The following is a 23,721-nucleotide window of genomic DNA, read 5'->3' on the forward strand; positions in this document are numbered from 1 at the left end:
AATCAACGGGAGGAAAAGATGGGTAAATGGGCCAAGGAACATGGGCTGCTGCTCGCGAATCTAGCCCTGTTCCTGATGTTTTTCGGTGGAATGATCATCTCCGGGGCAGCCGCGTACAGCGAGGACCAAACCGCCCACGGAGAGCCGGCCGTTTCCATACTGGGGTACCTGGCTACCGGCCAGTTTGTGGAAGCCACGTTTGAAAACTGGGAATCCGAATTCCTCCAGATGGCCATGTACGTCATCCTGACGGTTTTCCTGTTCCAGAAGGGGTCTTCCGAGTCCAAGCCGATGGGCAGGACGGCCCCGCAGGACCAGGATCCGCGCGATGCCAGAATCAAGCACAGCACGCCGTGGCCGGTGAAACGCGGCGGCGTGGTCCTGAAGCTATATGAACATTCGCTGTCCGCGCTCCTCCTGGTGCTGTTCCTTGCTTCCTTCAGCCTCCATGCACTGGGCGGCACGGAGGAATACAACCAGGAGCAACAGAGCCACGGCCAGCCCACTGTCACGCTGCTTGGCTACCTGGCCACAAGCCGCTTCTGGTTCGAATCCTTCCAGAACTGGCAAAGTGAATTCCTTGCCGTCGCGGTCCTGGTGGGCGCCTCGGTCTATCTCCGGGAAAAGGGGTCCCCGGAGTCCAAACCTGTAGCCGAGCCACACTACGAAACCGGCGCGTGAGTTCCATGGACCCCCGCCGTCCGGAGCAGCCGCCCCACCGGCCGCCTGAACCGAGCAGGAGAAATGCGATGCGGAACATCCTGAAGACCCTCATTGTGGCGCTGGCGCTGTTCGTTGCGGTGCCGGCATTAGGCCCTGCTGCGCAGGCCGCTCCTGCAGCCTCTGCGTCAGCTGTCCAAGTTCCCCAGGTGCAGGCGCCGGAGGTACGTGCCGCGCTGGCCGTGCATGCCGCCGCGGCCGCCTCCACTACCAATCCGTCGCCCACAGATCCGGCCTCCACGGGTCCCGCCAACCCTGGAACGGGCGAAACCGGCGGGGCTGAAGCGACGCGGCTCGACTACGCTCCGCTGGTGATCGGCGCAGTCGCCTTGATCACCTTGGTGGTGATCCTGATCTGGCGCCGCCGCCGAAACACCACCATCGTGTAGCGGCCCTGCCGGAGCCGGCCTCCGGCTTTGACCGGCTACGCCCCTTCCAGGACCTGCACTGTGGCCCACGCCAGGTACTTTGCCGCATTTGCTATGGCGTCTGCCGGGCTGGCGGCAACGTCCAGGAGTTGGGCGGTAGCCACGACGCCGTGCTCGGCAAGGGCCTCAGGCGTGACCAGAATTCGGCCCGCCACCACGATGACTGGGATGCCCCGTGAACGGGCGGCATCGGCGAGCGCGATGGGCGCCTTGCCGGTCAGGGACTGGGAGTCCATGGATCCTTCGCCGGTGATCACCAGGTCCGCGTCCGCCAACTGCTCCGCCAGCCCTGTGAGTCCGGCAACCAGCGCGAACCCGCCTTCCAGCTGGGCGTTTGTGAAGGCAAGGAACGACGCCGGGAGGCCGCCTGCTGCGCCCGCCCCGCCAATGTTGACGTCCCGGCCCGTCGCCTCCCGGAGGATGGACGCCCAGTTGCGTAGCCCGGCGTCGAGCAGTTCAACGGCCTCCTCATCGGCCCCCTTCTGCGGGCCGAAGACGTGGGCGGCGCCCGTGGTTCCAAACAGCGGGTTCTGCACGTCCACGGCGATCCTGAAGGAGACGGCGGACAGCCGTGGATCCAGCCCTGAAGTATCCAGGGCCACCACGTCGGCGAGCGATCCCCCGCCGAGCGGCACCACGTTTCCCGCGGAGTCGAGCGGTTTGAGGCCAAGCGCACGCAGGGCGCCGCTGCCGCCGTCGGTCATGGCCGACCCGCCAAGGCCCAACACAACTTCCGTGGTCCCGGCATCAAGGGCGGCAGCGATCAGCTGGCCGCAGCCATAGCTGTGGGCCCGGAGGGCGTTCGCCGGAGTGGGCTCCATCAGCGCCAGGCCTGACGCCTGCGCCGTTTCGATGACAGCGGTAGCGCCCCCGGAGCCGTTCTTGCGGAAAGCCCAGGCAGCCCCGACGGGAGCAAGGATGGGGCCTACCACGGCGTTGAGTCGCTCTTCATACCCCGCTGAGACCGCTGCCTCCAGGGTCCCCTCGCCGCCGTCGGCGATCGGGAACTGGTTGGCCACCGCGTCGGGGTAGACGCGGAGCGCACCTTCAGCGATGGCGGCGGCGGCTTCCGCAGCGGTAAGCGAGCCCTTGAACTTGTCCGGAGCGATGAGAATGCGCATGCCGTCCATCATGCCAGCATCCGGGTGGAAAGCGCTTGCCCGCGCCGGGATGCGGACCTGACCGCCTACCGCCGCGCCCTGAGCACTGCGAAATAGCCCGGAACGGCGCTGGCACCGGCCACGCCCGTCATCGGATTCGTTTCGATGGTCGCGGGGCCGTCCTCCACCAGCTCCCAGATATCCGTGGGCATCACCCTGCTGCGTTCGGCGGGCCCGAAGTGGCCCGGCATGGGCAGTTCGCGGATCGCCCGTTCCAACGGCTCGGGAATGTTCCGCGTTGTTGCACCAAGGTGCGCAATATAATCCACGGGGTTCCCCTGGAAGTTCGTTTCCGCGAGGAAAACCGTGCCCCGGCTTCCCACGAGCTCCCTCAGGTTGTCCACCAGCGCTGCCTGGTCGGCCTGATCCAGCACATGAAGCACCCCGCGGATAAAGACATTGGCGTCAGTAGGACCAACCAGCCCGGCCCCGGCCCCCGGCGCCGTCATGTCCCGCACCACGTAGCTGACGTTTTCCATCCCCGCGGATTCGCTCCTGGCCCGGGCCACTGCATGGGAGGACACATCCACGCCCAGGACCTGCGGGAAGTAGGACGACAGGGCACGGGTAAAGCTGCCGTGGCCGCAGCCGATGTCCACCACGGGAAGTCCAGGATCCAGGTGCCGCTGAAGGACGTCCCGGTAGCCAAGCAGCTCGTGATCGTTCCCGGAGTCCCAGAGCACTTCTCCCTGGACACCTGTCCTGGCAATTCCCGCCCAGTACCGGTCCCAGGCCACGGGCCTGTTCTTGGGCGCGGACCGGGACAGCCGGAGGAGCTTTGGGATGATCAGGTACTTCTGCAAGGCAGAAAGCAACAATCTTGCTGAGGAGGACACTGTCCAAATATATGTCCCGACCGCCCGCCGGGCTGTATGCGTCAGCCCGTTGCAGCCGGTTCCGCCGAGAGCCAACACATCGATAAGGGACCAGCCGCCCCGCATCCCCCTAGAATGTATTCAACCAGGAGCCAAAAGGGGGCAGGGTGCCAGCGGACACACCAAATGTGGCAACTGTGCTGCGCGCCGCCGTCGTGGCGGACCCCGACGACGGCCGCCGGGACTTCACTGCTGCGGCACTCCGTGCCGCCGGCTACACGGTCCATACTGCCGGGGACGACACCACGCTTTCCGCGCTGCTCCACCGCGATGATCTGTCAGTCCTGGTGGTTGACAGCTCGCTGTCCGCCGTGGAGACCCATGTTCCCGTCCTGGTTCTCGTGGACCTGGACAACCAGGCCGAAGCCGCAGCAATGGAACGTTCCGGCATCAGGGACTCCATCTCAAAACCTCCGGACGCCAGGGAACTCGTCCACCGCACCACCGCCCTCATCAACCTCGTCGCCCGGCGCACTGAGGCCCGCCACGAGGCGGAAGCATTGCGCGAACAGCTTCGGCAGGTTTCGGCGGCCGTCCGCGGAACCAACGATCCCCAAGAGATCGCCGACTACGTCGTGGCGGGATTCGGTGAAACTCTCGGGGCCGACCACGTCTGGCTGACCACCTTCGAAGACGAAAGGGTCCCCCGCATTACAGCCCAGTGGAACCGGCCTGGCCTGGACCCGCTGCCTGATGGCCTGCTCACAGACGAGGAATGGGCGCTTCGGACGGCGGATCTCCTCTGGTCAAGGGCAGAAGCCCTGACGTCGGATGGATCGGAGGGCTCCAATGCCGCCCTGGGCGGCTTGCTGCCCGGATCGTTGAGGGCCTTGCACGCCACTGCGTCCGTCCTGGTCCCCATGGGGGAAGGCTACTCATCCCTGGGCCTCATCTGGATTGCCCTGTTGGACAAACCGCGGGGCTGGTCCCGGGCCGAGCTCGGGCTGATCCAACACGTGGCGGGCAACGCCGCCCACGGGCTGATCCAAAGCCACCTCATCAGCAGCCAGCAGCAGGTGGTCAAGCAGCTTCAGCAGTTGGACAAGGCCAAGACCGACTTCCTTGCCACCGTCAACCATGAATTGCGTACCCCGCTCACGTCGATCATGGCCTACCTTGACATGATCCAGGAAAGCACTGCCGATCCGGTCTCCACTGAGGTCCACCAGATGCTGGACATCGTGGTCCGGAACACCGAGCGGCTGAGGCTGCTGATCGAAGACATGCTGAGCGTTTCCCGCGACGGGCACACGGACAGTCCGCTGCATCTAACCCCTGTGCGGCTTGGGCGGACCCTGGATATCGTCGCCGGCGCGCTGAGGCCGCTGGCAAAGCTCCAGAACGTGACAATAGCGCTCGAACCCGCCCAGGAGGATCCTGAGATCATGGGCGATGAAGTGCAACTGCAACAGGTCTTTACCAACCTGGTCTCAAACGCCATCAAATTCACGCCAAGCGGCGGAAAGATCCAGGTGGGCAGCGTTTCGCAGGCGGCCGCTGACGGGACCCGGTGGGCCACCGTCAGCGTGGCTGACACAGGGATCGGCATATCCAGCGACGAGCTCTCCCACGTGTTCACCCGCTTCTACCGCGCTTCCAATGCCATGGCCGGGGCAGTCCCGGGCACCGGCCTTGGACTGGCCATAACCCAGGACATCGTGAATCGCCACGGTGGCCGCATCCACGTAGCCTCGGAACTGGGTACAGGAACAACGGTCACCGTCAGCCTCCCCCTGGACTCCGGCGGGAACCAGGCCAACTGATCCCGGGAAGGGGGAATCCAGATGTTCGCTGACAACGATCCCAGGCTCTCCCGGCTGCTGGATGGCATTGTCCGGCTTGCCTCCGGAGACCTCCAGTCGCGCATCGAAGTCTCCCCGGCCCGGGACGAGCTCGATGCCATCATCATGGGGACCAACATGCTTGCCGAGGACCTGCAGATCATCTATCAGGAACTTGAGCAACGCGTCGAAGTCCGGACCCAGCTGCTCCGCGAAGCCCATCTGGAAATGCAGGAAATGGCCATGCAGGACCCCCTCACCGGCCTTGCCAACCGCTCCGCCCTCCTTGCTGCCCTGAAGTCGGCGCAGGGCAACGGGGCACGGGACGGTGAAGCGCCGGTCATCCTGCTGCTGGACCTTGATGCCTTCAAAACCATCAATGACACCCTGGGCCACACCGTCGGCGATCAGGTCCTGATCACCGTGGGTGAACGCATCCGGGGCGCCGTACGGGAAACGGACGTCGTTGCCCGGCTTGGCGGCGACGAATTCGCCGTCGTCATGCCGGCCACCGGCCCGGACCAGGCCTCCATTGTGGGGCAACGTATCCTGGCTGCCCTGCAGCAACCAATCGAGTTGCCTGACCGGAGCATCCGCTGCGGGGCGAGCCTCGGGCTCAGCGTCGGGGACGCGGGGCAAGGGCCGGAGGACATGCTGATGCAGGCCGATGTAGCCATGTACGCCTCCAAGGCCGAGGGACAGAACAGGCTCCATATCTTCGAGCCCGGGCTCCTGCTGGTCCGCCGGCTCCGCAGCCAGCTGGTGGACGATCTCCGCGCAGCCATCAAGGGCCAGGGCCTGGTCCTCCACTATCAGCCGGTGGTGGAGCTGGCCACAGGACGGATCGAAGGTGTAGAGGCGCTGATCCGTTGGAACCATCCCAGCCGCGGCCTCATCATGCCGGACGAATTCATCCCCTTGGCGGAAGAGGCGGGGCTGATTTCCGAACTGGGGTTCTGGGTGCTCAATACCGCCGTGGGACAGCTCCGGGACTGGATCTCCGACTCCGTAGTGGACAGCAGGTTCTCTGTCCGGATCAATATTTCGCCCACAGACCTTCAGAGCCTCCAGTTCATTGAGGACGTCCGGGCCGTGCTCACGGAAACTGGCGTGCGGCCGGAGCAGGTTGTCCTGGAACTGACGGAAATGGCCATCGTGAAGGGCAACGACCTGGACCGCTATTCTCTGGGCGGCTTGCGTGGGTTGGGCGTCGGCATCGAGATCGACGACTTCGGGACCGGCTATTCATCCATCAGCTACCTCCGAAAGCTGCCCGTGGACCGGGTTAAGGTGGACCGCTCACTGATCGTTGGACTGGGCACGGATCCCACGCAGCCTGCCCTGGTGGCTGCCGTTCTCCAGCTTGTCCGGGCCTGTGGGCTGGAAGCGGTTTGGGAAGGTGTGGAAACAGCGGTGCAGGCCGACCACCTGAGGAACCTGGGGTGCCTCAGCGCCCAGGGGTACTTTTTCAGCCGGCCGCTGCCGGCCGAGCAGATTCCCGCCCTGGTGGCCGCCCAGTCCTCCGCAGGGAACACCAGACAGTAATGGCATATCTGGTGCGCTTTTCCCTGTCCCGATATACGATCATGATGTGGCGTCCGATTTTCAGTGCCAAAGGGAACCGGACTTAATCAAGAAGTAGCGTATTCCGAAGGCGTCTGGAAATTGAACAATAAAGGGGCCAACGGGCCATTACTTCGTCAACTGGGGGCGTAGCTAATGTCGGTTCGGATACAAGCATGGGGAATTATTGCGACCGTGTTGGCGGATTCCGATCCTGCCGGCGCAGCAACGCGTCAGCGTCTCAGTGACCGCTTGGACGAAAACCCCGGGGTCCCCGAACGGGCACTCCTTGAACACCTTCTTGAAACCCGACAACAGGATGCCCTCAAGCAGGGCACGCCGGATGCCGCCCGCACGGCAGTGCCCGTAGACGGCATGCCGCCGGCGCTGGTTGAACAGCTGGACACACTGCGGAGCCTGTCACGGATCAGCGCATTGCTTCAGAACCAAATGCTGATGACCGCATTCCAGCCGATTTACGGCCTGGCATCCCAGAGCGTTGTGGGCGTTGAGGCTTTGTCCCGGTTCGTCAGTGATGACGGCGCCGGAGCGGAACTGTGGTTCGCCGAAGCCGCCGCGGTGGGACTGGGCGCCAATCTGGAGTTCTCAGCGCTCGGCTCGGCCGCCACTGCAGCCGCCAATCTTCCGCCTCACCTTTATGTCGCCCTCAACATCTCCCCCATGTCCTGCATTGATCCACGGCTGCCCGAATTGTTCGACCATATCGGGCTGTCCATCAGCCGTATTGTCCTGGAATTGACCGGAGGAATTCCGGACGAGGAATACCTGCATTTCGTTTCCGCAATTACGCCGCTGCGTGAACGCGGGCTCCGGATTGCGATAGACGATTCACACTCCGGCACCGGAGCACTGAGCCGGATGCTGCATCTGCGCCCCGACTTCATCAAGCTGGGCAGGAACATCATCAGCCAAGTGGACAGCGACGCCTCGCAATACGCCTTGGCGGCCTGCATGGTGGACTTCGCGGACCAGATCGGCACTGTACTGGTTGCCGAAGGGATTGAAACCCCTAATGAGCTCAGGGTCCTCACCGAGCTGGGCATCAGCGCGGGCCAAGGTTACCTGCTGGGCCGCCCGTCGGTGCAGCCCAAGGAGTGGGCGGCCTGGAACACCCCCCTCGATCCGGACGGGCTCGGGCGGCACGTCACCGGAGCAGGCCGCTTGGCGCACGATTCAGGCGCAAGCGACAAGCACTGAGGCCCGCCTGCGTGATTCGAATGATCGGGCAGTTGAGCCCAACAACTACTCGCTGTGTCCCTGGTCCCCGCTCATCTGGTCCTCGGCCGGTGGAGTCTCGCCTGGCGGCACTCCCCCGCCCGGCTCAAGGCCCGTGATGTTGCCATCCAACGGATCGGGATTGGCGGAGCCTGCCGAGTCCCGCCCTCTCGCGTCCTGCCCTGACTCGTCCGTTCCCTTTCCCGGCTGATCGGGATTCGCGGGGTCGTTCTCCGGATGGTAGCTGCTCATGGTGCTGGTTCCTTCCTCGGATGGGCTGCGGTTCTTCCTCAGCTCTGGACTAATTGTAAGCATGCTGATAATTCTGGAAGGGTCAAGTCCCGGCAGGTCCCGCACGCGGCCAGCCGGTTCACAGCGTCTGGAAGGAACAGTCAAATGGGTATTGGCGACAGCATAGGCAAGGCCGCAGAAAACGCCATGGAGGACCTGGCGGGCACATCCAAGCCCAGTGAAAACGCCAACGTCCCGGAACCGACGGACCCCAACAGCGACGTTGAAGTACATTCGTCCATCAGCGAAGGTTCCAATGCCATGGAAGCCGAAAAGGAAAAGGCCCCGGGCTTGAAGACCGGCTCAGCCACGGGGCCCGTGTCTTCCAACCCGGCCAGTACCGGCAACGACCCAGCAGCTTCCACCGGTTCCTCCGGCCCGGACGCTGACGCACCTCCGGAACCCGACTCACCCATAGGCGCCCCGGACGTTCCCCGCGATGTTCCGGGGTCGGCAGGGCTGCCGGAAGGCGACCCGGATGCACTGCGGGCAGATCCTGGCGAGGGTGATGAGGACCCGTCCACCGGCCTGGGACGCAGCTGACGGAACCCTTGAAACACTGGCCTGGAGTGGTCCGGACTATCGGCTGCCAGGCCACTCGCCGCGTTCCTGCATGACCTGCTTGAGCAGATCGGCCCGGTCGGTCACGATGCCGTCCACGCCGAGCTCCAGCAATCGCCGCATCTCCGCAGGATCGTTGATGGTCCACACGTGCACCACCAGGCCCAGGCTATGAGCACGCCTGACATAGCCTGCGGTGACCACCCGGACGGCGCCGTACCTGACGGGAACCTGCAGGGCGTGCACATCCCGCAGGGCGCGGCGGAGCACGCGGCGCAGCCAAGGGGCAGGCAGCAGCGGCCCCAGCACCACAAACAGGGAATTCGTCATGATCCCTGCGGAGGACGCCACCGGGCTGCTGAGCAGCTTCAGGACGGCCCGGCGCCGCCGGTCTGAAAAGCTGGCCACCAGCACCCGGTGGTGGGCCTGGTGCCGTTCGATTCCCGCGGCCAGGCTCTTTACCGAGGTCCAGTCCTTGACGTCCAGGTTCACCCTGACCTCAGGGAAGGACGTCATCAGTTCGTCAAACAGCGGCACCGGCTCCAGGCCTCCGATCCGCACGGCAGCCACCTCGGCCGCTGTGAGTTCGGAAATCCGGCCCCGGCCGTCGGTCACCCGCTCCAGCGTGTCATCATGGAATAGGAGCAGGACACCATCTGACGTGGTGTGGACGTCCGTTTCGAGGTACCGGCATCCAAGTTCGACGGCGGCGCGGAACGCGGCCATGGAGTTTTCCAGTCCCTCACGCGAAAATCCTCGATGAGCCATTGCCACGGGACATCGAGGACCCGCCGCACCACCTGAAGCTTCGAAAAACGGTCCAGTCACGTTGTGAGCGTACCGGAGCCGTGGGCCCTCATTCCTCTTGCGGCACGATCTCCACGCCGTCACTGCAGTGCAGCAGGATGCGGCCGCGGCCGCCGTCGAGGTCCACCCAGACCGCAGTGTGGTCCCAGGTGATGGCATCCACCTCCCCGCCGGTTTCGAAGCCGGGGGTCAGGCGGACGCGCACGCGATCGCCCTGCTTCAGGTTTTTCCAGTGCGCAGCCGGCTCCGCCGGGCGCAGCGCTGCCTCGGCCTCTTCGTGGTTGACGTACATTGCCATGATTTCCCCTCAAGCCGCGGATCACTGTCCACCGCCCACGGTAGGACGCGAAGGTGAACGCCAGGTGAGCGCCAGCTGTAAATCACACCCTGGCTACGGCCTCAGGGAAGCTTGACGCCCAAGGCAGCGAGCCTGGCTTCGAGGACCTGGGCCACGCCGTCGTCGTCGAAATGGGGCGCTTGCTGGCCGGCAGCCCGGATCGCCTCCGGATGGCCGCTGGCCATGGCGTAACCATGGCCCGCCCACCGCAGCATCTCGATGTCGTTGGGCATGTCACCGAAGGCCACAACGTCCGCGGCGTCGATCCCCAGCGACGTGGCGTATTCGGCGAGGGTGACGGCCTTGTTGACGCCCGGCAGGGACAGCTCCAGCATGGCTACGCCGGGTGAGGAGTGGGTGGAGGCGGCCAGATGCCCGACGGCGGGGCCCACCTCCGCCAGGAATTCGTCCGGCGTGCCCTCACGGACAATCGTCAGGAACTTCACCACTGCATCATCCGCGGCCAGCGTCCGGGCCAGCGGTGCAGGCGTGAACTCGGCCAGGAGTTCGCTGGAGCCGTTCTCGATGAAGCCAGGTTCCAGGTAGAAACCGGTCAGGGTTTCCGCCGCGAAGAGCGCGGCAGGGCGCAGTTCCTTGATGATCCGCCGGATCTCCAGCACCGCATCCTTGCTCAGCGTTCGGGCGGACACCAGCCGGTCTTCCTCAAGGTCCCAGACCACGGCGCCGTTGGAGCAGATCACCGTGCCCGTGTGCCCCAGCTGCTCTTCCAGCGGGTGCAGCCAGCGCGGCGGCCGGCCGGTAACAAAGACAAGTTCGACGCCGGCATCGCGGCAGGCGCGGAAGGCGCGGACGGTGCGGTCACTGATTTTTCCATCGTGCCCAAGTATCGTTCCGTCAATATCGCTTGCTACCAACCGCATCGTGCCAGTCTACGTGGATTGCGTGGACCACTCGACGCATCTTTGAAGCCCGGTAGCCGGCGGGCATCCCTTCGCCGGTGGACCTTGGCGAAGGGATGCCCGTCCAGGGCCGCCAGCGCTGCCCGACCGTGGTGCTCAGTCAGGAACCGATACCAGTTCGGTGGCAGCCGGAGGTTCCGTTTGGGCGGAGCCCCGCGACGGATGTTCTGGGACGGGCGCCGCGTGGGCGGCCAGCACACCCGTCTGGTGCCTGATCTTCAACCGGTAGAGGAGCGCGCCGCCTCCGGTGACGGCGCCGACAAACAGGACGCCGCCCCATTGCAGGTACCACTCAAACGGGGGCACCGAGTTGTAGATTTCCGGGCGGGGCCAGATCAGGTTCAGGGTCATGGCGCCGCCCCACAACACCGCCACAATGTTCACGGGCAGCCCCCATTTGCCCAGGCTGAAACCCGGTTCGGTGTCATCGTCGGCCAGCGGCCATTTCTTCTGGAACCGCTTGCGGAGCAGCGGAATGGTGACCAGCAGGTAGGACAGGTAGATCAGGACGATGCTGATGCTGGAAAGGATAGTGAAGATCGCGGGCTGGGAGACGTTGACGATCAGTGGAATGATGGCGATGATTCCGATGACGATGGCCGCCACCGTGGGCGTCTTCCGCTCGGGATGCACCTTGCTGAGCTGGCGGCTGAAGGGCAGGTTGTTGTCCCGGGCCATGGCGAACATCATGCGGATGGCAGCGGCATGAACGGCCAGGGTACAGACGGTCACGGCCACGACGATGCACACCAGGAACGCCTTGCCGAAGGGGCCTCCCAGCACGGAGAGCACGATGTACTGCAGGCCACCGTCGGCAGCGCCCAGCTTGGGGTCGTTGAGGTCGGGTGCGGCCAGGAGTCCGCCAAGGAGAATCAGGCCGCCGAGGATGAAGGACGCCGTGATTGCACGGAGGATGGCCTTGGGGGCTGTCTTTTTCGGGTCCTTCGTCTCCTCGCCGAGGGAACTGGCGGTGTCAAAGCCATACATTACGTAACCGGAGGCCATGGCGCCGATGAGGAACACCCCGAAGAAGCCAAGGTCGTGGTCCATGCCGTAGCCTGCGGTGCTGAAAAGGACTTCCGGCCCCCGCACCACATGCCAAGCAAGGGCCAGGATGAGGAGCACGGCGGCAGCGAGCTCCACGAAAACGCCGATGCTGTTGATTTTGGTCATCAGCTTCACACCGAAGGCGTTGATCATGGTGGAGATGGAGATCATGATGCTGGCGAGCAGCACGCCGTTGAGGGCGAAATCATAGGTGCCGGTGCCGTCGCCGATGATCTGGAAACCGGACCAGATCTGGGGCAGGGTGAGCTGCAGTGCAAGGGCAACGGCTCCGAGCGCCACGATCGAGGAGATGAGCAGCAGCCAGCCGGCCAGCCAGGCGAACGTCCCTGACGAGAGGCGCTTGGCCCAGTTGTACACCGAGCCGGCTACCGGGTAGCGGCCTGCCAGCTCGGCAAAGCAGAGTGCCACCATCAGCTGGCCGGCGAACACGAGGGGCCAGGACCACGCGTAGGCGGGGCCGGCCATCGAAAAGCCAAAGTAGAAAAGTTGAAATACGCCGGTGAGGATGGAGATGTAGCTGACTCCCGCCGCGAAGCTGGCGAATTTGCCGATGCTGCGGTCCAGAGTCTGGGCATAGCCGAATTCGTCCATGCCGCTTGCGTCGGCACGTTTTGTGGGTTCTAACATCTGAGCTCCTAAGTGAGAAAAGCACGATGGTGATGACCCGCGGCCGCCATTGGATGCGGGTTTATATCAGGGCCGGGCACCGCGCTGGGCAGCGCCCGGCCGTTCCCCCATTGCCGTTGCCTATTCGGCCGGACCCGCCCCCGTTCCGTCCGGAGATGAGCCGAACCAGCCGCTGGGTGCGGGCTGGATGTTCTGCCAGATATGTTTTGCCTCGCGGTATTCGTTGAGGCCCGCGCTGCCAAGTTCACGGCCAATGCCGGACTTGCCGAAACCGCCCCACTCCGCCTGCGGGACGTACGGGTGGTAGTCATTGATCCAAACTGTTCCGTGCCGGAGGGCGCCCGCAACGCGCTGCGCTTTCGATGCGTCCGAAGTCCAGACCGCCCCCGCCAGGCCGTACTCCGTGTCGTTGGCTATGGCAACGGCCTCGGTTTCGGTCCGGAACGTTTCGATGGTCAGCACCGGGCCGAATGACTCCTCCCGCAGCACGCTCATACCGGAGCGGCAGTTACCGAGCACGGTGGGCGGGTAGAAGAAGCCGTCCGCGAGCGTCCCGTCGTCGGGGATGTAGCCGCCGCACAAAAGCTCGGCGCCCTCCGCGATGCCGGCCTGGACGTATGCGTGGACCTGTTCACGGTGCCTGGCGGAAATGAGCGGGCCCGTTTCTGCGTCCGGATCAAAAGGCCCACCCATCCGGATCCTTTTCGCACGTTCCACCACCTCGGCCACGAAGCGGTCCGCAATCGTCTCCTCGACGACGAGCCGGGCCCCTGCCGAGCACACCTGGCCGGAGTGCAGGAAAACAGCTGTCAGGGCATTGTCGACGGCGGCGTCCCAGTCAGCGTCCGCGAAGACGACGTTGGGGTTCTTTCCGCCGAGCTCGAAGGCGACCCGCTTCACGGTCTCCGCGGCGGCCGCCATGATCGTTTGGCCCGTGGCCAGGCTTCCGGTCAGGGACACGAGATCCACGCGCGGGTCCGAACTCAGCGGAGGACCTACCCTCGATCCGCTTCCCGTGACCAGGTTTGCGACGCCGGCGGGAACCCCGGCCTCTGCCAGCGTTTCCATGAGCAGGATGGAGGTGGACGGCGTGAGCTCGCTGGGCTTGAGCACGAAGGAGTTTCCCGCGACGAGTGCCGGTGCCACTTTCCAGGCCGCCTGGAGGAGCGGATAGTTCCATGGTGCGATGAGGGCACAGACGCCGAGCGGTTCGTAGATCACTCGGCTGATGGCATTCGCCCGGCCCGTATCGATGACCCTGCCGGCATCGAGGCCCGCTACTTTGCCGTAATAGCGGAAGCACGCGGCAATGTCGTCAATGTCGTATTCAGCCTCAACGAGGCGCTTGCCTGTATCCAGCGCCTCGGCCCGGGCATAAGCCGCCTTGTCCCGCTCAAGCAGCCCGGCTACCCGAAGCAGGACCTCGCCGCGTTCGATGTTCGTGAGCCGGCGCCACGCGCCGCCGTCGAACGCTGCCCGGGCACTGCCGATCGCCTGCTCCGCGTCCTCTATGGTCGACGAGGCGACAACTGCCACCTCGCGCCCATCCGCCGGGCAGCGCACAACTGTTGTCCCGCCGTCGGATGCCTGGTGCCAGGCGCCGTCAATGTACAGGCCCTTGATGGCGTCCTGCCCTTTCCCGGCGTGGTGCATTTGTTCAACGGTGGCGGTCATTATTTCTCCTTCTCCAGTCCATCAATCATGCCTAGGCCCCAGCCGCCGGGGCAGCTGCAGTACCGGCGCCGTTACGCTCTGTGCCGTCCTTTTCAAGGGGAGAGATCCCATGGCGGTAGAACTCCGTGTGCTGCGCGGCCAGGGGCGCGTTGCCCAGGATCAGGTCGGAGGCCCGTTCCGCCAGCATCATCACCGGGGCGTAGATATTGCCGTTCGTCACATAAGGCATCGCGGAGGCGTCGGCGACGCGCAGGCCCTTGGTGCCGTGAACGGACATGTCCAGCGGGTTGACCACGGCCATCGGATCGGATTCCGGGCCCATCTTGGCAGTGCAGGAGGGGTGCAGGGCGGTCTCGGCGTCCGCGGCCACCCAGTCGAGGATTTCCTGGTCCGTCTGGACACTCCGGCCGGGGGAGATCTCGCCGCCGTTGAACGGGGCCATGGCGGACTGGCCCAGGATATCGCGGGAGATCCGGACGGCTTCCACCCATTCCCGGCGGTCCTGCTCGGTGGAGAGGTAGTTGAAGACCATGGACGGATGCACTGCGGGATCGGTGGACTTGATCTTGAGGCTTCCCCGGGCGTCCGAGTACATCGGGCCGATGTGCACCTGGTAGCCGTGCTTTGCTTCGGCCTTCTGGCCGTCGTAGCGGACGGCGACCGGCAGGAAGTGGAACATCAGGTTGGGGTACGCCACGTCCTCGTTGGAGCGGACGAATCCGCCGCCTTCGAAGTGGTTGGTGGAGGCAGGTCCCTTGCGGCCAAAGAGCCATTCCAGGCCAATGAACGGGTAGCGCCACAGGTCCAGGTTCGGCTGCATGGAAACCGGCTGGGTGCAGGCGTGCTGGATGTACACCTCGAGGTGGTCCTGCAGGTTTTCGCCCACACCGGGCAGGTTGACCACGGGCTTGATACCGAGGGACAACAGGAGCTGGGCATCGCCGACGCCGGAGAGCTGCAGCAACTGCGGGGTATTGATGGCGCCGCCGGACAGGACGACCTCGCCGGCATTGACTGTGTGGAGCTTGCCGTTGCGGCGGTAGGTGACGCCGGTGGCCACATTGCCTTCGAAGTTGACCTTCGTGACCAGGGCCCGGGTGAGGACCGTAAGGTTCGGCCGGTTGAAGTTGGGGCGGAGGTAGGCACGCGATGCGGAGAGGCGCTGGCCCTTGTGGACGTTGCGGTCGAAGGCGGCGAAGCCTTCCTGGCGGTAGCCGTTGACGTCGTCCGTCAGCGGGAAACCGGCCTGCCGGGCCGCCTGGAAGAAGGACTGGAACAGGGGATTGGTGGCAGGACCGCGCTCCAGGACCAGCGGGCCGTCGTGTCCGCGGAACTCGTCGTCGGGGTCCGCGGCGAGGGTGTTCTCCATGCGCCGGAAGTACGGGAGGCAGTGGGCGAAGTCCCAGCTTTCCATCCCGGCGTCGGCGCCCCAGCGCTCGTAGTCGAGCGGGTTTCCGCGCTGGAAGATCATCCCGTTGATGGAGCTCGATCCGCCAAGTACTTTGCCGCGTGCGTGGGCCACGCGGCGGCCGCCCATGTGCGGTTCGGGATCGGACTGGTAGCGCCAGTCGTACAGCGGGTTGCCGCTGGGGAAAGTCAGCGCGGCGGGCATCTGGATGAAAAGGTCCCAGGGGTAGTCGCTCCGTCCAGCCTCGAGAACCAGGACGCTGCTCTGGCCTCCTTCGCTCAGCCGGTTGGCGAGCACGGAACCTGCGCTTCCGCCGCCGACGACGACGTAGTCGTAGTGGGTTTTTGTCATGCTGCAAACTCTCCTTTTACCTGGTGCCGACCAGCCGGCGAGGGCAGTCATCCCTCTTCCGGAAGCGGGCGGTAAATCATGGGCCCCGGAACTGCTTGGCGCACAGCGCTACCAGGGAATATGTCGGTCTTCACTCATTTATGTGGGGCGCATTCACTCGCGTGCGTGCTCCCCGCGAAGGTATTCCTCGGTTTTCGGCCCAAGGCCGCGGCGATGTGCCCGCTAACCCGGCACCGGAGACTGGCAATGAAGCCGCCTCATTTCCGCGGAACCCTGTTGTGTGTGGTGTGGGTCATATGTTGGAGATTAGCCTAGGTTGAACAAGTGTTCAAGACCTAGACTGGACATTTGTTCAAAGATTAATGACGGTGTGCCGCAGCCTAAGCGGACTGGGGCATCTTCGACATGCTTTTGCACCGGGAAGATTGGTAACCTATCGAGGCCATCAGCCTCCAAGCCCTTGGACAATCGGGGGCAGACTGTTTCACATCCGGCGATTCGATAGGCCAACCGCGATAAGCACGCACCCACTCCACGAGGGAAACAGCCATGACTCGACGGATCTTCGACAGCCATTTCCACATCATCGATTCCCGGTTCCCGCTCGTGCCGAACAACGGATACCTGCCGCCCGAGTTCACGGCGACGGATTACCTTCGCAGCGTTTCAGATCTGGGAGTTGCGGGCGGAGCTGTGGTTTCGGGGTCATTCCAGGCCTTCGATCAGAGCTATCTGCTCGACGCGTTGGCAACGCTTGGCCCGATGTTCGTTGGCGTTGCCAATATTGCAGAGACCACAAGCAACGACGAACTCCTTCGTCTTGCCGAAGCGGGAGTCCGCGGCGTTCGATTCAATCTCTACCGGGGTGGCTCCGAGCAAATAGACAGTATTTCGTCACTGGGGCGGCGCGCATGGGATGTCGCCGGAATGCACGTCGAGTTCTATCTCGACGCGAATGACCTAGTCGAGTTGGAACCGGTCATTGCAGCACTTCCGAAGGTGAGCATCGACCACTTGGGCATGACTTCGGTGCATCGCGACGTCCTGCTCCGCCTCGTGTCCCGTGGCGTACGGGTGAAGGCCACGGGGTTCGGTCGTGTCCAACTCGACGTCGCTTCCACTATCCGGGAGCTCCACAGAGAGAATCCCGAAGCTCTAATGTTCGGAACCGATCTTCCCAGCACGAGAGCCCGAGTGCCATTCCATCCAGGTGACGTGGAAGTCGTCGCGGATATTCTTGCCGAGGACGCGAGTCTCGCCCTTTACGGCAACGGGGCGCACTTTTACGGCTTGCTGCCCGTTTCCCGCTAGGCGGCGAAGGCGATCTGCTCAGTGCGGGCGATGCTCCTCTGGATGGATGCCTTGTCTACGCCAAGGAGCGCCGTTAGCCACATTCCGTTTTGCACGACCACAATGTCAGCTGCCCGCTCCCTGCATTCATCCGTGGAAAGCCCGGGTTTGGCATTCCCTATCAGCGTCGCGAGCCCGTCGAGATACCGCTCAAACGCTGCCGCATTAATCAAGGCAAAGTCTTCATGGGCTTGCGCGAGCGCCCAAAGATGGAGACGCAGGGACAGGTATTGTGTGGTCAGGAATTCCGGACCAGCAACCCGCCGGAGGGCCTGTTGGAGCTGTTCGTCCGCCGGCAACCCCGGGTCGGGCGCGACCAGCCTCAGGTCGCTCTCGTCAATTCGATTCAAGGCCGCACGGATCAAGCTCGACTTGTCTTCGTAGTAATAGTTCACCAGCCCGAGTGCCACGCCGGCCTCGCGTGCCACCGCGCGCATATTGACACCCGAGATGCCATGGCGCGACAGCAGGCCCAGTGCCGCTTCGAGGATGCGCGACTGCCTGTCAACCTGTTCGCCCTGTTCGCCTGACTTCACGGTGCTTGTATCCACTTGGCCAGACTATGGGGAAAGCCGGTACGGCGCATCTCAACGAAAAAAGACGTCCCGCAACGTTTTTTGACGCCGGGCTACCTTCTGTTGAGCGTCCGCGACGTCCGGTGAACGTGCGTGTCCTTCGCCGTTGTGGCCGCTGGGGGCCCTCCGTAATCTCGTCTCCAGTATCCGCCCCAACAAAGGAATCCCATGGCAACACCGCAGGACAACGGTCCGCAGAACCCGCAAGGCTCCACCCGCATCGTGGCCGGCCAGTCCGCCACGCCCAAGCGTCCGCTTGGCCTGAAGGTCGGCTTCGTGGCTGGCATCCTGGCCCTGGCCGGCGGCGGCATCGTCGTGGCGTCGGCCGTCTCCGCCAACTCCCCGAGTGCAGGCACCTCCGCCGAAGCAGCCGCACCCGCCGGCAACCCCGCCGCAGAGCTGAAGCTCGGCTACTTCGGCAATGTCACCCATGCTCCCGCCCTGGTCGGAGTCAGCAAGGGCTTCATCGCCGACGAACTGGGCAGCACCAAGCTCAGCACGCAGGTCTTCAATGCCGGACCCGCCGCGATCGAGGCCCTGAACGCCGGCGCCATCGACGCCACGTACATCGGCCCCAACCCCGCCATCAATTCCTTCGTCAAGAGCCAGGGCGAATCGGTCAGCGTCATCGCCGGTGCTGCTGCGGGCGGTGCGCAGCTGGTGGTCCGGCCGGACATCACCTCCGCGGCTGACCTCAAGGGCAAGACGCTCGCCTCCCCGCAGCTCGGCGGCACCCAGGACGTCGCGCTGCGCGCCTGGCTCAGCACGCAGGGGTACAAGACCAAGGTGGACGGCAGCGGCGACGTTGCCATCAACCCGACTGAAAACGCCCAGACCCTGAAGCTGTTCCAGGACGGAAAGCTCGACGGCGCGTGGTTGCCCGAGCCGTGGGCATCCCGCCTGGTGCTCCAGGCCGGAGCCAAGGTCCTGGTGGACGAGAAGGACCTGTGGGACGGCTCGCTCTCCGGCAAACCGGGCGAGTTCCCCACTACCATCCTGATCGTGAACAAGAAATTCGCCGCCGACCACCCGGACACCGTGAAGGCGCTCATCAAAGGCAACGCCAAGTCTGTGGACTGGTTGAACACCGCCCCGGCAGACGAAAAGACCAGCGCCATCAATGCCGCCCTCAAAGATGCAGCTGGTGCCGAGCTCAAGCCTGACGTGATCGAAAGGTCGCTGAAGAACATCGTGTTCACCGTGGATCCGCTGGCCGGAACCTACAAGAAGCTCCTGCAGGACGGCGTGGACGCCGGAACCACCAAGCAGGCAGACATCAACGGCATCTTTGACCTGACTGCCCTCAATGAGGTAACCGGGAAGAAGACCTCAGCTGCCGGCTTGGGCAACGAGTAGCCCGGACCTGGCCGCACCGGACTGGCCGGGTTCAGGTTTCGTCCAGCCGGGTCGGGGATACTTGGACAAGGCACGGATTGACGCCTGCAACCACATCCACGTCAACAGGCAAGGATGGGTTCTGCCTTGAGTCAGCTGAAGGTGGAACCGGCCAGATACCAGACAGAGGCTCCGGAGGTTATGTGACGTTGCTAGTTGGTGGACCGGTCAGGACGGCCGCCCGGCAAACAAAAGTGCGCCCAAGGCTGGACGGCCTGGACGTTCTTCGCGGTGCTGCCGTAGGTGCCGTTCTGCTGGGACATTCCTGGCCCGGGATCTTCCAAGGTGCCGGCATCGTCGGTGTCATCGTCTTCTTTGTGTTGAGCGGTTACCTGATCACAGGCGTGCTGCTCAGGGACGTCGAACGGCATCGCAAGATCCGCTACGGCCGTTTTTATGCGCATCGGGCCTTCCGGCTGCTGCCGGCGCTCAGCGCCTTCCTTGGCGTGTACGCCATCGTTGAATTGACGGCGGACGTCCTCGGTGACCGGTCCAAGGGAATCATCGGTTACACCCTCCTCGCCGGTTTCGGCTACCTCAAAGACTTACCCCTGCCTTTTGATGTCAGCCTCGCCATCGGACCGCTCTGGACCCTCGCGGTGGAAGAACAGTTCTATCTGATCTGGCCGGCACTGTTGGTGTTCGCCCTGCGCAGCAACCGTCAGGGCCGGCTGGTTGGCTGGTCTGCCGCCGTCGTCCTTTCCCTCATGACGGCGAGTGTGCTGGCGATGCTGATCCTTGCTCCGGAGCTCCACTCCCTGGTCTATGCGCTGCCGACGACGTGGGGTCTCGGGCTGATCGTCGGTTCAGCGCTGTGCCTGTACAGGGTCCACGTGACCAGCTGGTTCTCCGGCCACCGGCTCAGGCTGGCGGCCGGGCTCGGCTCGACCGTTGTCCTGGCAGCGCTGGTCTTCTTCCCCAAGGCCAATGAAACACCGGCTTTCTTCTTCGTTGGAGGCCCGCTGGCCATGGCTGCCGCGGGCGTCCTGGTGATGCTGGCCGCGTCCCGCAGCAGTGTGATGCCAACGTGGACGCGCGCGTTGCAGGCACTGGGCACGGTTTCCTACGCCGCGTACCTCTGGAACTACATCGTCATTCTCTGGCTCAATGACGGATCCACAGCCGACCTGCCGCCGCTGGTGGCTGTGTCGGCAATCCTGCTGACCCTGCTGCTGGCAGTCATCAGCTGGCACACCGTCGAAAGGTTGGGACGCATCGCCCGCGACCGCTTCGACAACAAGTACTATCCGGACCAGCAGCGGGCTGCGGCGCCGTTTCCCAGCCGGGACACGGCCAGAAGGTAGCGGCGGACTAAGGCCACCGCCCGGCCCCGTTCACTCGCCTGGGACGGCGTTCAGTTCCGCGCGGGTGGGCGGGTTGGCGCCTGGCCGGGAGACGGTGACCGCCGCGGCCCGGGACGCGTGGGCCAGGAGTTCTGCCAATCCTTCGGCAGGTAATTCCCGGAGGTCCTTCCGGTTCTGCGCACCGTCCAGGCCGCGGTCCACTATCCCGGACAGCAGCGCGGCCATGAAGGAATCGCCGGCTCCCACCGTGTCCGCCACGTCCACCCGGGGCGCGGCACACTCGGCCTCACCGGCGGCAGTGGCACCCCAGGGGCCGGCAGCACCGCGTGTGACCACCACCATGGCCGGTCCTTGTGAGCCCCCCAGGGTCAGCCAGCGGCGGGCCGAATCCAGCACGTCCTTGCCGGGGTAAAGCCATTCGAGGTCTTCATCGGAGGCCTTGACCACATCCGCCAGGGTGACGAACTTTTCCGCCTGGCGGCGCGCGTAGTCCACATCGGGGATGATGCTGGGCCGGCAGTTGGGGTCGAAACTGATGGTGGAGGAGGGGTGGGCGTACTCGACGGCGGCCAGGACGTCCACGGCGCCCGGAGCCAGCATGGTGGCGATGGAACCGGTGTGCAGCAGGGTGGTTCCCTGCAGCATAAAGGCCAGCCGCTCCGCCAGGCCGGGAAGTTCCCAGGTGAGGTCGAACGTGTAGTTGGCGGCGCCGTCGTCGTCGATCAGGGCGGTGGCAATGCTGGTTGGCAGCTCGTCCGGACCCAGCGGCAGCATCACGGAACTGGCGCGCAGGTGGGCCGCCACCGAATCCCCGTAAGCGTCGCGGCCATAGCGGCCGATGAACTGCACCGGATGGTCAAGGCGGGCCAGCCCCACCGCAACATTGAGAGGGCTGCCGCCCACGTGGGCTTCGATTCCGGAGGCGCGCTGGACAACGTCAACCAGGCCCTCACCGATAACGGAAAGCATGGGTCATACTCTGCCAGAGAAGCGGGCGGGGGACACACGCGTGGGCTGCCCCATCATCACCTGCACCAGCTCGCGGCATTTCTTGTACGCAACCGATTTGGGATCAATGAGCGAGTAGTGGTCACCCGGGACCTTGACCAGCTGTGGGGGCGATTGCGCCTTCCTCCCGGCGGCCACATACGCCTCCGACTGGCTCAACGGAACATCCCCGTCCGCCACGGCATGGACGGCGTAGACGGGAAGATGCAGCGGGATGGTGGATCTCGGGTCCGCGTACTTGTGGCGCAGGGGATATTTCGACGACGATCCGCCCAGCAGGTTGCTGACCGCACCACTGCTGAGGTCCAGCTTCTCCGCCTCAGCAAGGTTGAGCAGCCCTGACTGGCTTACCACGCCGGTCAGGTGGACAGCATCGGCGTCTGCCTTCCGCCGGATCTGGCGGTCCGCGTCCGGCAGTCCCAGCTGTGCCAGTTTGCTTCGGCCTGCGGCCCAGGCCGCCAGGTGACCGCCGGCTGAGTGGCCCAGCGCCACCACTGGACCGAGTTCCAAGGCATGGCTGGCGGCGATGTCCGCCAGCTTGTCGATTCCTGCCAGCACGTCCTCAAAGGTGTGCGGCCAGCCGCCGCCATTGCCCGCCCGGCGGTACTCCAGGTTCCAAGCGGCCATCCCGTGCGCGGCCAGGTCCCTGGCGATCGGTTCCCCCAGCTCCGCGCCGTACTGCGAGCGCCAGTAGCCCCCGTGGATCACCACCACCACGCCACGGTGCATCCCTCCAGCGGGGAGCGCGGGCAGCTCCGGCAGGAAAAGCTCGCCCCACTGACTGGCATCCTCGCCGTAGTGGTACCTGTGCCGCTTCACTGCATCCTCCGGGACGTAAACGTCCGACGCCGTACATCAGCCATGTGCCGAGCCTACAGTGCGAAGGTCGGGCGACGGCGGCAGGTCCCCTAGTTCGCGACTGGTGCCGGGCGGCGGCCGGATCTTGGCGCGGCGGCCGGTCCCCCGAGGAGACGGCTCAGCATTTCGGGTGAGGTGGTCAGCTTGGACAGCGCCAGGGCGGTGCCGCCGGCAGCGCCGGCCTCGGGGCCGCCGCCAAGGTCCGAGGCCACGACTTCCAGTGCGGCGGAGGGGGTGAGGGCGTAGCGTGTGATGCTCTCGCGGAGAGGGTCCAGGACCACAGCCCCGGCCAATGACGTCTGGCCACCCACCACAATGCGCTGCGGGTTGAGCAGGTTGCACATGCTGGCCAGAAGGCGCCCCACCATGGTTCCGGCCTCGGCCAGGACGTTCTGTGCAGGCCTGTCTCCGGCGGCGTTTGCAGCGAGAACGTCGTTCATGGTGGCCGATGGACCCAACGTAGGCACAAGCCGGCTCAGGATGGCCGGCGCCCCCGCGACCAGAACCAGGCATCCCCGGTTGCCGCACCGGCAGGCGGGGCCATTGACGTCAATGGAGACATGGCCCAGCTCCCCGGCCCCACCGACGGACCCCCGGTAGAGTTCACCTCCAAAGAGAAACCCCGTAGCGATACCGCTGGACATGTTGACATACATGAGGTCCCTGATCCCCCGCCCGGCACCCCATTTCGCTTCAGCTATCGTTTCGAGACGCACATTGTTCTCGATGAAAACAGGAACGCCGAGGCGGCGCCCCATTTCCTCCCGTGCATTAATGCCATGCCACGGCTGATCCGCCAACGCGCCATGCACAATGCCGTCCACCGGGTTGATCTGCCCGGGCAGGCCGATGCCAACGCCGAGCAGATCGCTTCGCTCTCCGCCGGCATTGCTGAGCGCACGGTCCAGCAGTTCCACCGCCGCCGCTGCGCGGACGGTCCAGTCATCCTTGGCCCCGACGGGCCCATCGGCTGACCCCACTTCCTGACCCATCAGGTCTGTTATCCGGACACAGATCCTGTCGAGCACCTGGCTCATGCCTGCGATCCATCCCGCATCCGGATTGAAGGCGAGCTGGTCTCCTGCCCGGCCGTCCACTTCGTGGCCGCCGTCGGCCCGCTCGGACAGTTCCACCAGGACGCCGCGCTCCATCAGGTCGCGCGTGATTGTGGTGACGGTAGTGCGCGAAATATTGGCACGCCTGGCCATCTCCGCCCGGTGCATGGGACCTTGGCTGGCCAGCAGGTCCAAGACATGGAGGGAGTTGGATTGTCGCAGATGGCGGAGGGATCCACCGGTTCGAGGGGAATTCACTCCCTCATTATGTCTGACAGTGCAGGGTAAGGAAAGAGTTTGCGTAAAGAGTCTTGACACACTCTCGTGAGACCGCTCACAATAAGTCGGAGATTCGTCCATGACATTACA

The 23,721-nt window shown here is 64.6% G+C and carries 22 protein-coding genes; 9 read left to right on the forward strand and 13 right to left on the reverse strand.

Annotation, left to right across the window (positions count from 1 at the left end; genetic code table 11):
* Positions 1–18 precede the first annotated feature (18 nt).
* Both QFZ30_RS19915 and QFZ30_RS19920 read left to right on the forward strand, forming a co-directional pair.
* Positions 19–681 (forward strand): DUF6766 family protein, encoded by a 663-nt coding sequence (locus tag QFZ30_RS19915; protein WP_307079221.1) that lies wholly within the window; start codon positions 19–21, stop codon positions 679–681.
* 68 nt (positions 682–749) lie between these two features.
* Positions 750–1,109, forward strand: coding sequence for a LuxR family transcriptional regulator (locus QFZ30_RS19920; protein ID WP_307079224.1), 360 nt, complete (start codon positions 750–752; stop codon positions 1,107–1,109).
* A 35-nt stretch (positions 1,110–1,144) separates the two neighbouring features.
* Here QFZ30_RS19920 and QFZ30_RS19925 read toward each other — a convergent pair whose 3' ends face one another.
* Positions 1,145–2,269, reverse strand: coding sequence for a glycerate kinase (locus QFZ30_RS19925; protein WP_307079226.1), 1,125 nt, complete (start codon positions 2,267–2,269; stop codon positions 1,145–1,147).
* A 65-nt stretch (positions 2,270–2,334) separates the two neighbouring features.
* A complete protein-coding gene (locus QFZ30_RS19930) occupies positions 2,335–3,123 on the reverse strand; it encodes a class I SAM-dependent methyltransferase (RefSeq protein WP_307080390.1) in 789 nt (262 codons plus the stop codon).
* Between the two features lie 188 nt (positions 3,124–3,311).
* Between QFZ30_RS19930 and QFZ30_RS19935 the strand changes: the two genes are divergently transcribed.
* The 3 genes from QFZ30_RS19935 to QFZ30_RS19945 all read left to right on the forward strand — a co-directional run bounded on the left by QFZ30_RS19935 (position 3,312) and on the right by QFZ30_RS19945 (position 7,745).
* On the forward strand, positions 3,312–4,946 hold the full coding sequence (locus QFZ30_RS19935; RefSeq protein WP_307079227.1) for a sensor histidine kinase: 1,635 nt from the start codon (positions 3,312–3,314) through the stop codon (positions 4,944–4,946).
* A gap of 21 nt (positions 4,947–4,967) precedes the next feature.
* Positions 4,968–6,509, forward strand: a complete 1,542-nt coding sequence (locus tag QFZ30_RS19940; RefSeq protein ID WP_307079229.1) for a putative bifunctional diguanylate cyclase/phosphodiesterase — start codon at positions 4,968–4,970, stop codon at positions 6,507–6,509.
* 213 nt (positions 6,510–6,722) lie between these two features.
* The gene (locus QFZ30_RS19945; protein ID WP_307079231.1) at positions 6,723–7,745 is read left to right on the forward strand and encodes an EAL domain-containing protein; all 1,023 of its coding nucleotides are present in this window, start codon (positions 6,723–6,725) and stop codon (positions 7,743–7,745) included.
* Between the two features lie 45 nt (positions 7,746–7,790).
* Here QFZ30_RS19945 and QFZ30_RS19950 read toward each other — a convergent pair whose 3' ends face one another.
* A complete protein-coding gene (locus QFZ30_RS19950; RefSeq protein WP_307079233.1) occupies positions 7,791–8,015 on the reverse strand; it encodes a DUF6480 family protein in 225 nt (74 codons plus the stop codon).
* A 144-nt stretch (positions 8,016–8,159) separates the two neighbouring features.
* Here QFZ30_RS19950 and QFZ30_RS19955 point away from each other — a divergent pair, with 144 nt between their 5' ends.
* Complete coding sequence (locus tag QFZ30_RS19955; protein WP_307079235.1) at positions 8,160–8,597, forward strand: hypothetical protein; 438 nt, start codon at positions 8,160–8,162, stop codon at positions 8,595–8,597.
* 36 nt (positions 8,598–8,633) lie between these two features.
* On the opposite strand, the gene QFZ30_RS19960 is transcribed toward QFZ30_RS19955, so the two are convergent.
* From QFZ30_RS19960 to betA, 6 genes are all read right to left on the reverse strand, one after another.
* Positions 8,634–9,443, reverse strand: coding sequence for a glycerophosphodiester phosphodiesterase (locus tag QFZ30_RS19960; protein ID WP_373462868.1), 810 nt, complete (start codon positions 9,441–9,443; stop codon positions 8,634–8,636).
* A 28-nt stretch (positions 9,444–9,471) separates the two neighbouring features.
* On the reverse strand, positions 9,472–9,720 hold the full coding sequence (locus QFZ30_RS19965; protein ID WP_307079237.1) for a hypothetical protein: 249 nt from the start codon (positions 9,718–9,720) through the stop codon (positions 9,472–9,474).
* A gap of 101 nt (positions 9,721–9,821) precedes the next feature.
* On the reverse strand, positions 9,822–10,640 hold the full coding sequence (locus QFZ30_RS19970; protein WP_307079239.1) for an HAD family hydrolase: 819 nt from the start codon (positions 10,638–10,640) through the stop codon (positions 9,822–9,824).
* 135 nt (positions 10,641–10,775) lie between these two features.
* Complete coding sequence (locus QFZ30_RS19975) at positions 10,776–12,374, reverse strand: APC family permease (protein ID WP_307079241.1); 1,599 nt, start codon at positions 12,372–12,374, stop codon at positions 10,776–10,778.
* 120 nt (positions 12,375–12,494) lie between these two features.
* On the reverse strand, positions 12,495–14,048 hold the full coding sequence (locus tag QFZ30_RS19980) for an aldehyde dehydrogenase family protein (protein WP_307079242.1): 1,554 nt from the start codon (positions 14,046–14,048) through the stop codon (positions 12,495–12,497).
* 31 nt (positions 14,049–14,079) lie between these two features.
* Positions 14,080–15,807 (reverse strand): choline dehydrogenase, encoded by a 1,728-nt coding sequence (gene betA / locus QFZ30_RS19985; protein ID WP_307079245.1) that lies wholly within the window; start codon positions 15,805–15,807, stop codon positions 14,080–14,082.
* A gap of 549 nt (positions 15,808–16,356) precedes the next feature.
* Between betA and QFZ30_RS19990 the strand changes: the two genes are divergently transcribed.
* Positions 16,357–17,118, forward strand: coding sequence for an amidohydrolase family protein (locus QFZ30_RS19990; RefSeq protein ID WP_307079247.1), 762 nt, complete (start codon positions 16,357–16,359; stop codon positions 17,116–17,118).
* Here QFZ30_RS19990 and QFZ30_RS19995 read toward each other — a convergent pair.
* A complete protein-coding gene (locus tag QFZ30_RS19995; RefSeq protein WP_307079248.1) occupies positions 17,115–17,708 on the reverse strand; it encodes a TetR/AcrR family transcriptional regulator in 594 nt (197 codons plus the stop codon). The genes QFZ30_RS19990 and QFZ30_RS19995 overlap by 4 nt on opposite strands.
* A 192-nt stretch (positions 17,709–17,900) precedes the next feature.
* On the opposite strand from QFZ30_RS19995, the gene QFZ30_RS20000 reads away from it, so the two are divergent.
* Together QFZ30_RS20000 and QFZ30_RS20005 are read left to right on the forward strand one after the other, a co-directional pair.
* Complete coding sequence (locus QFZ30_RS20000) at positions 17,901–19,088, forward strand: ABC transporter substrate-binding protein (protein ID WP_307079250.1); 1,188 nt, start codon at positions 17,901–17,903, stop codon at positions 19,086–19,088.
* Between the two features lie 182 nt (positions 19,089–19,270).
* Entirely contained in the window at positions 19,271–20,431 is a 1,161-nt protein-coding gene (locus QFZ30_RS20005; RefSeq protein ID WP_307079252.1) for an acyltransferase family protein, read from the forward strand.
* 30 nt (positions 20,432–20,461) lie between these two features.
* On the opposite strand, the gene QFZ30_RS20010 is transcribed toward QFZ30_RS20005, so the two are convergent.
* From QFZ30_RS20010 to QFZ30_RS20020, 3 genes are all read right to left on the reverse strand, one after another.
* A complete protein-coding gene (locus tag QFZ30_RS20010; RefSeq protein WP_307079254.1) occupies positions 20,462–21,400 on the reverse strand; it encodes a carbohydrate kinase family protein in 939 nt (312 codons plus the stop codon).
* Between the two features lie 3 nt (positions 21,401–21,403).
* Positions 21,404–22,258, reverse strand: a complete 855-nt coding sequence (locus QFZ30_RS20015) for an alpha/beta hydrolase (RefSeq protein ID WP_307079255.1) — start codon at positions 22,256–22,258, stop codon at positions 21,404–21,406.
* Positions 22,259–22,347: 89 nt separating this feature from the next.
* A complete protein-coding gene (locus QFZ30_RS20020) occupies positions 22,348–23,610 on the reverse strand; it encodes an ROK family transcriptional regulator (protein ID WP_307079257.1) in 1,263 nt (420 codons plus the stop codon).
* Positions 23,611–23,721 lie beyond the last annotated feature (111 nt).

The sequence above is a fragment of the Arthrobacter pascens genome, from assembly GCF_030815585.1.
Taxonomy (GTDB): Bacteria; Actinomycetota; Actinomycetes; order Actinomycetales; family Micrococcaceae; genus Arthrobacter; species Arthrobacter pascens_A.

What these genes read in the sequence shown, in the direction of transcription:
- QFZ30_RS20000 (WP_307079250.1), top strand. Translation starts at nt 17,901, where the DNA reads ATGGCAACACCGCAGGACAACGGTCCGCAGAACCCGCAAGGCTCCACC.
- QFZ30_RS19970 (WP_307079239.1), bottom strand. Translation starts at nt 10,640, where the DNA reads ATGCGGTTGGTAGCAAGCGATATTGACGGAACGATACTTGGGCACGAT.
- QFZ30_RS19940 (WP_307079229.1), top strand. Translation starts at nt 4,968, where the DNA reads ATGTTCGCTGACAACGATCCCAGGCTCTCCCGGCTGCTGGATGGCATT.
- QFZ30_RS20010 (WP_307079254.1), bottom strand. Translation starts at nt 21,400, where the DNA reads ATGCTTTCCGTTATCGGTGAGGGCCTGGTTGACGTTGTCCAGCGCGCC.
- QFZ30_RS19955 (WP_307079235.1), top strand. Translation starts at nt 8,160, where the DNA reads ATGGGTATTGGCGACAGCATAGGCAAGGCCGCAGAAAACGCCATGGAG.
- QFZ30_RS19915 (WP_307079221.1), top strand. Translation starts at nt 19, where the DNA reads ATGGGTAAATGGGCCAAGGAACATGGGCTGCTGCTCGCGAATCTAGCC.
- QFZ30_RS19925 (WP_307079226.1), bottom strand. Translation starts at nt 2,269, where the DNA reads ATGCGCATTCTCATCGCTCCGGACAAGTTCAAGGGCTCGCTTACCGCT.
- QFZ30_RS19920 (WP_307079224.1), top strand. Translation starts at nt 750, where the DNA reads ATGCGGAACATCCTGAAGACCCTCATTGTGGCGCTGGCGCTGTTCGTT.
- QFZ30_RS19965 (WP_307079237.1), bottom strand. Translation starts at nt 9,720, where the DNA reads ATGGCAATGTACGTCAACCACGAAGAGGCCGAGGCAGCGCTGCGCCCG.
- betA (WP_307079245.1), bottom strand. Translation starts at nt 15,807, where the DNA reads ATGACAAAAACCCACTACGACTACGTCGTCGTCGGCGGCGGAAGCGCA.
- QFZ30_RS19980 (WP_307079242.1), bottom strand. Translation starts at nt 14,048, where the DNA reads ATGACCGCCACCGTTGAACAAATGCACCACGCCGGGAAAGGGCAGGAC.
- QFZ30_RS19975 (WP_307079241.1), bottom strand. Translation starts at nt 12,374, where the DNA reads ATGTTAGAACCCACAAAACGTGCCGACGCAAGCGGCATGGACGAATTC.
- QFZ30_RS19990 (WP_307079247.1), top strand. Translation starts at nt 16,357, where the DNA reads ATGACTCGACGGATCTTCGACAGCCATTTCCACATCATCGATTCCCGG.
- QFZ30_RS19950 (WP_307079233.1), bottom strand. Translation starts at nt 8,015, where the DNA reads ATGAGCAGCTACCATCCGGAGAACGACCCCGCGAATCCCGATCAGCCG.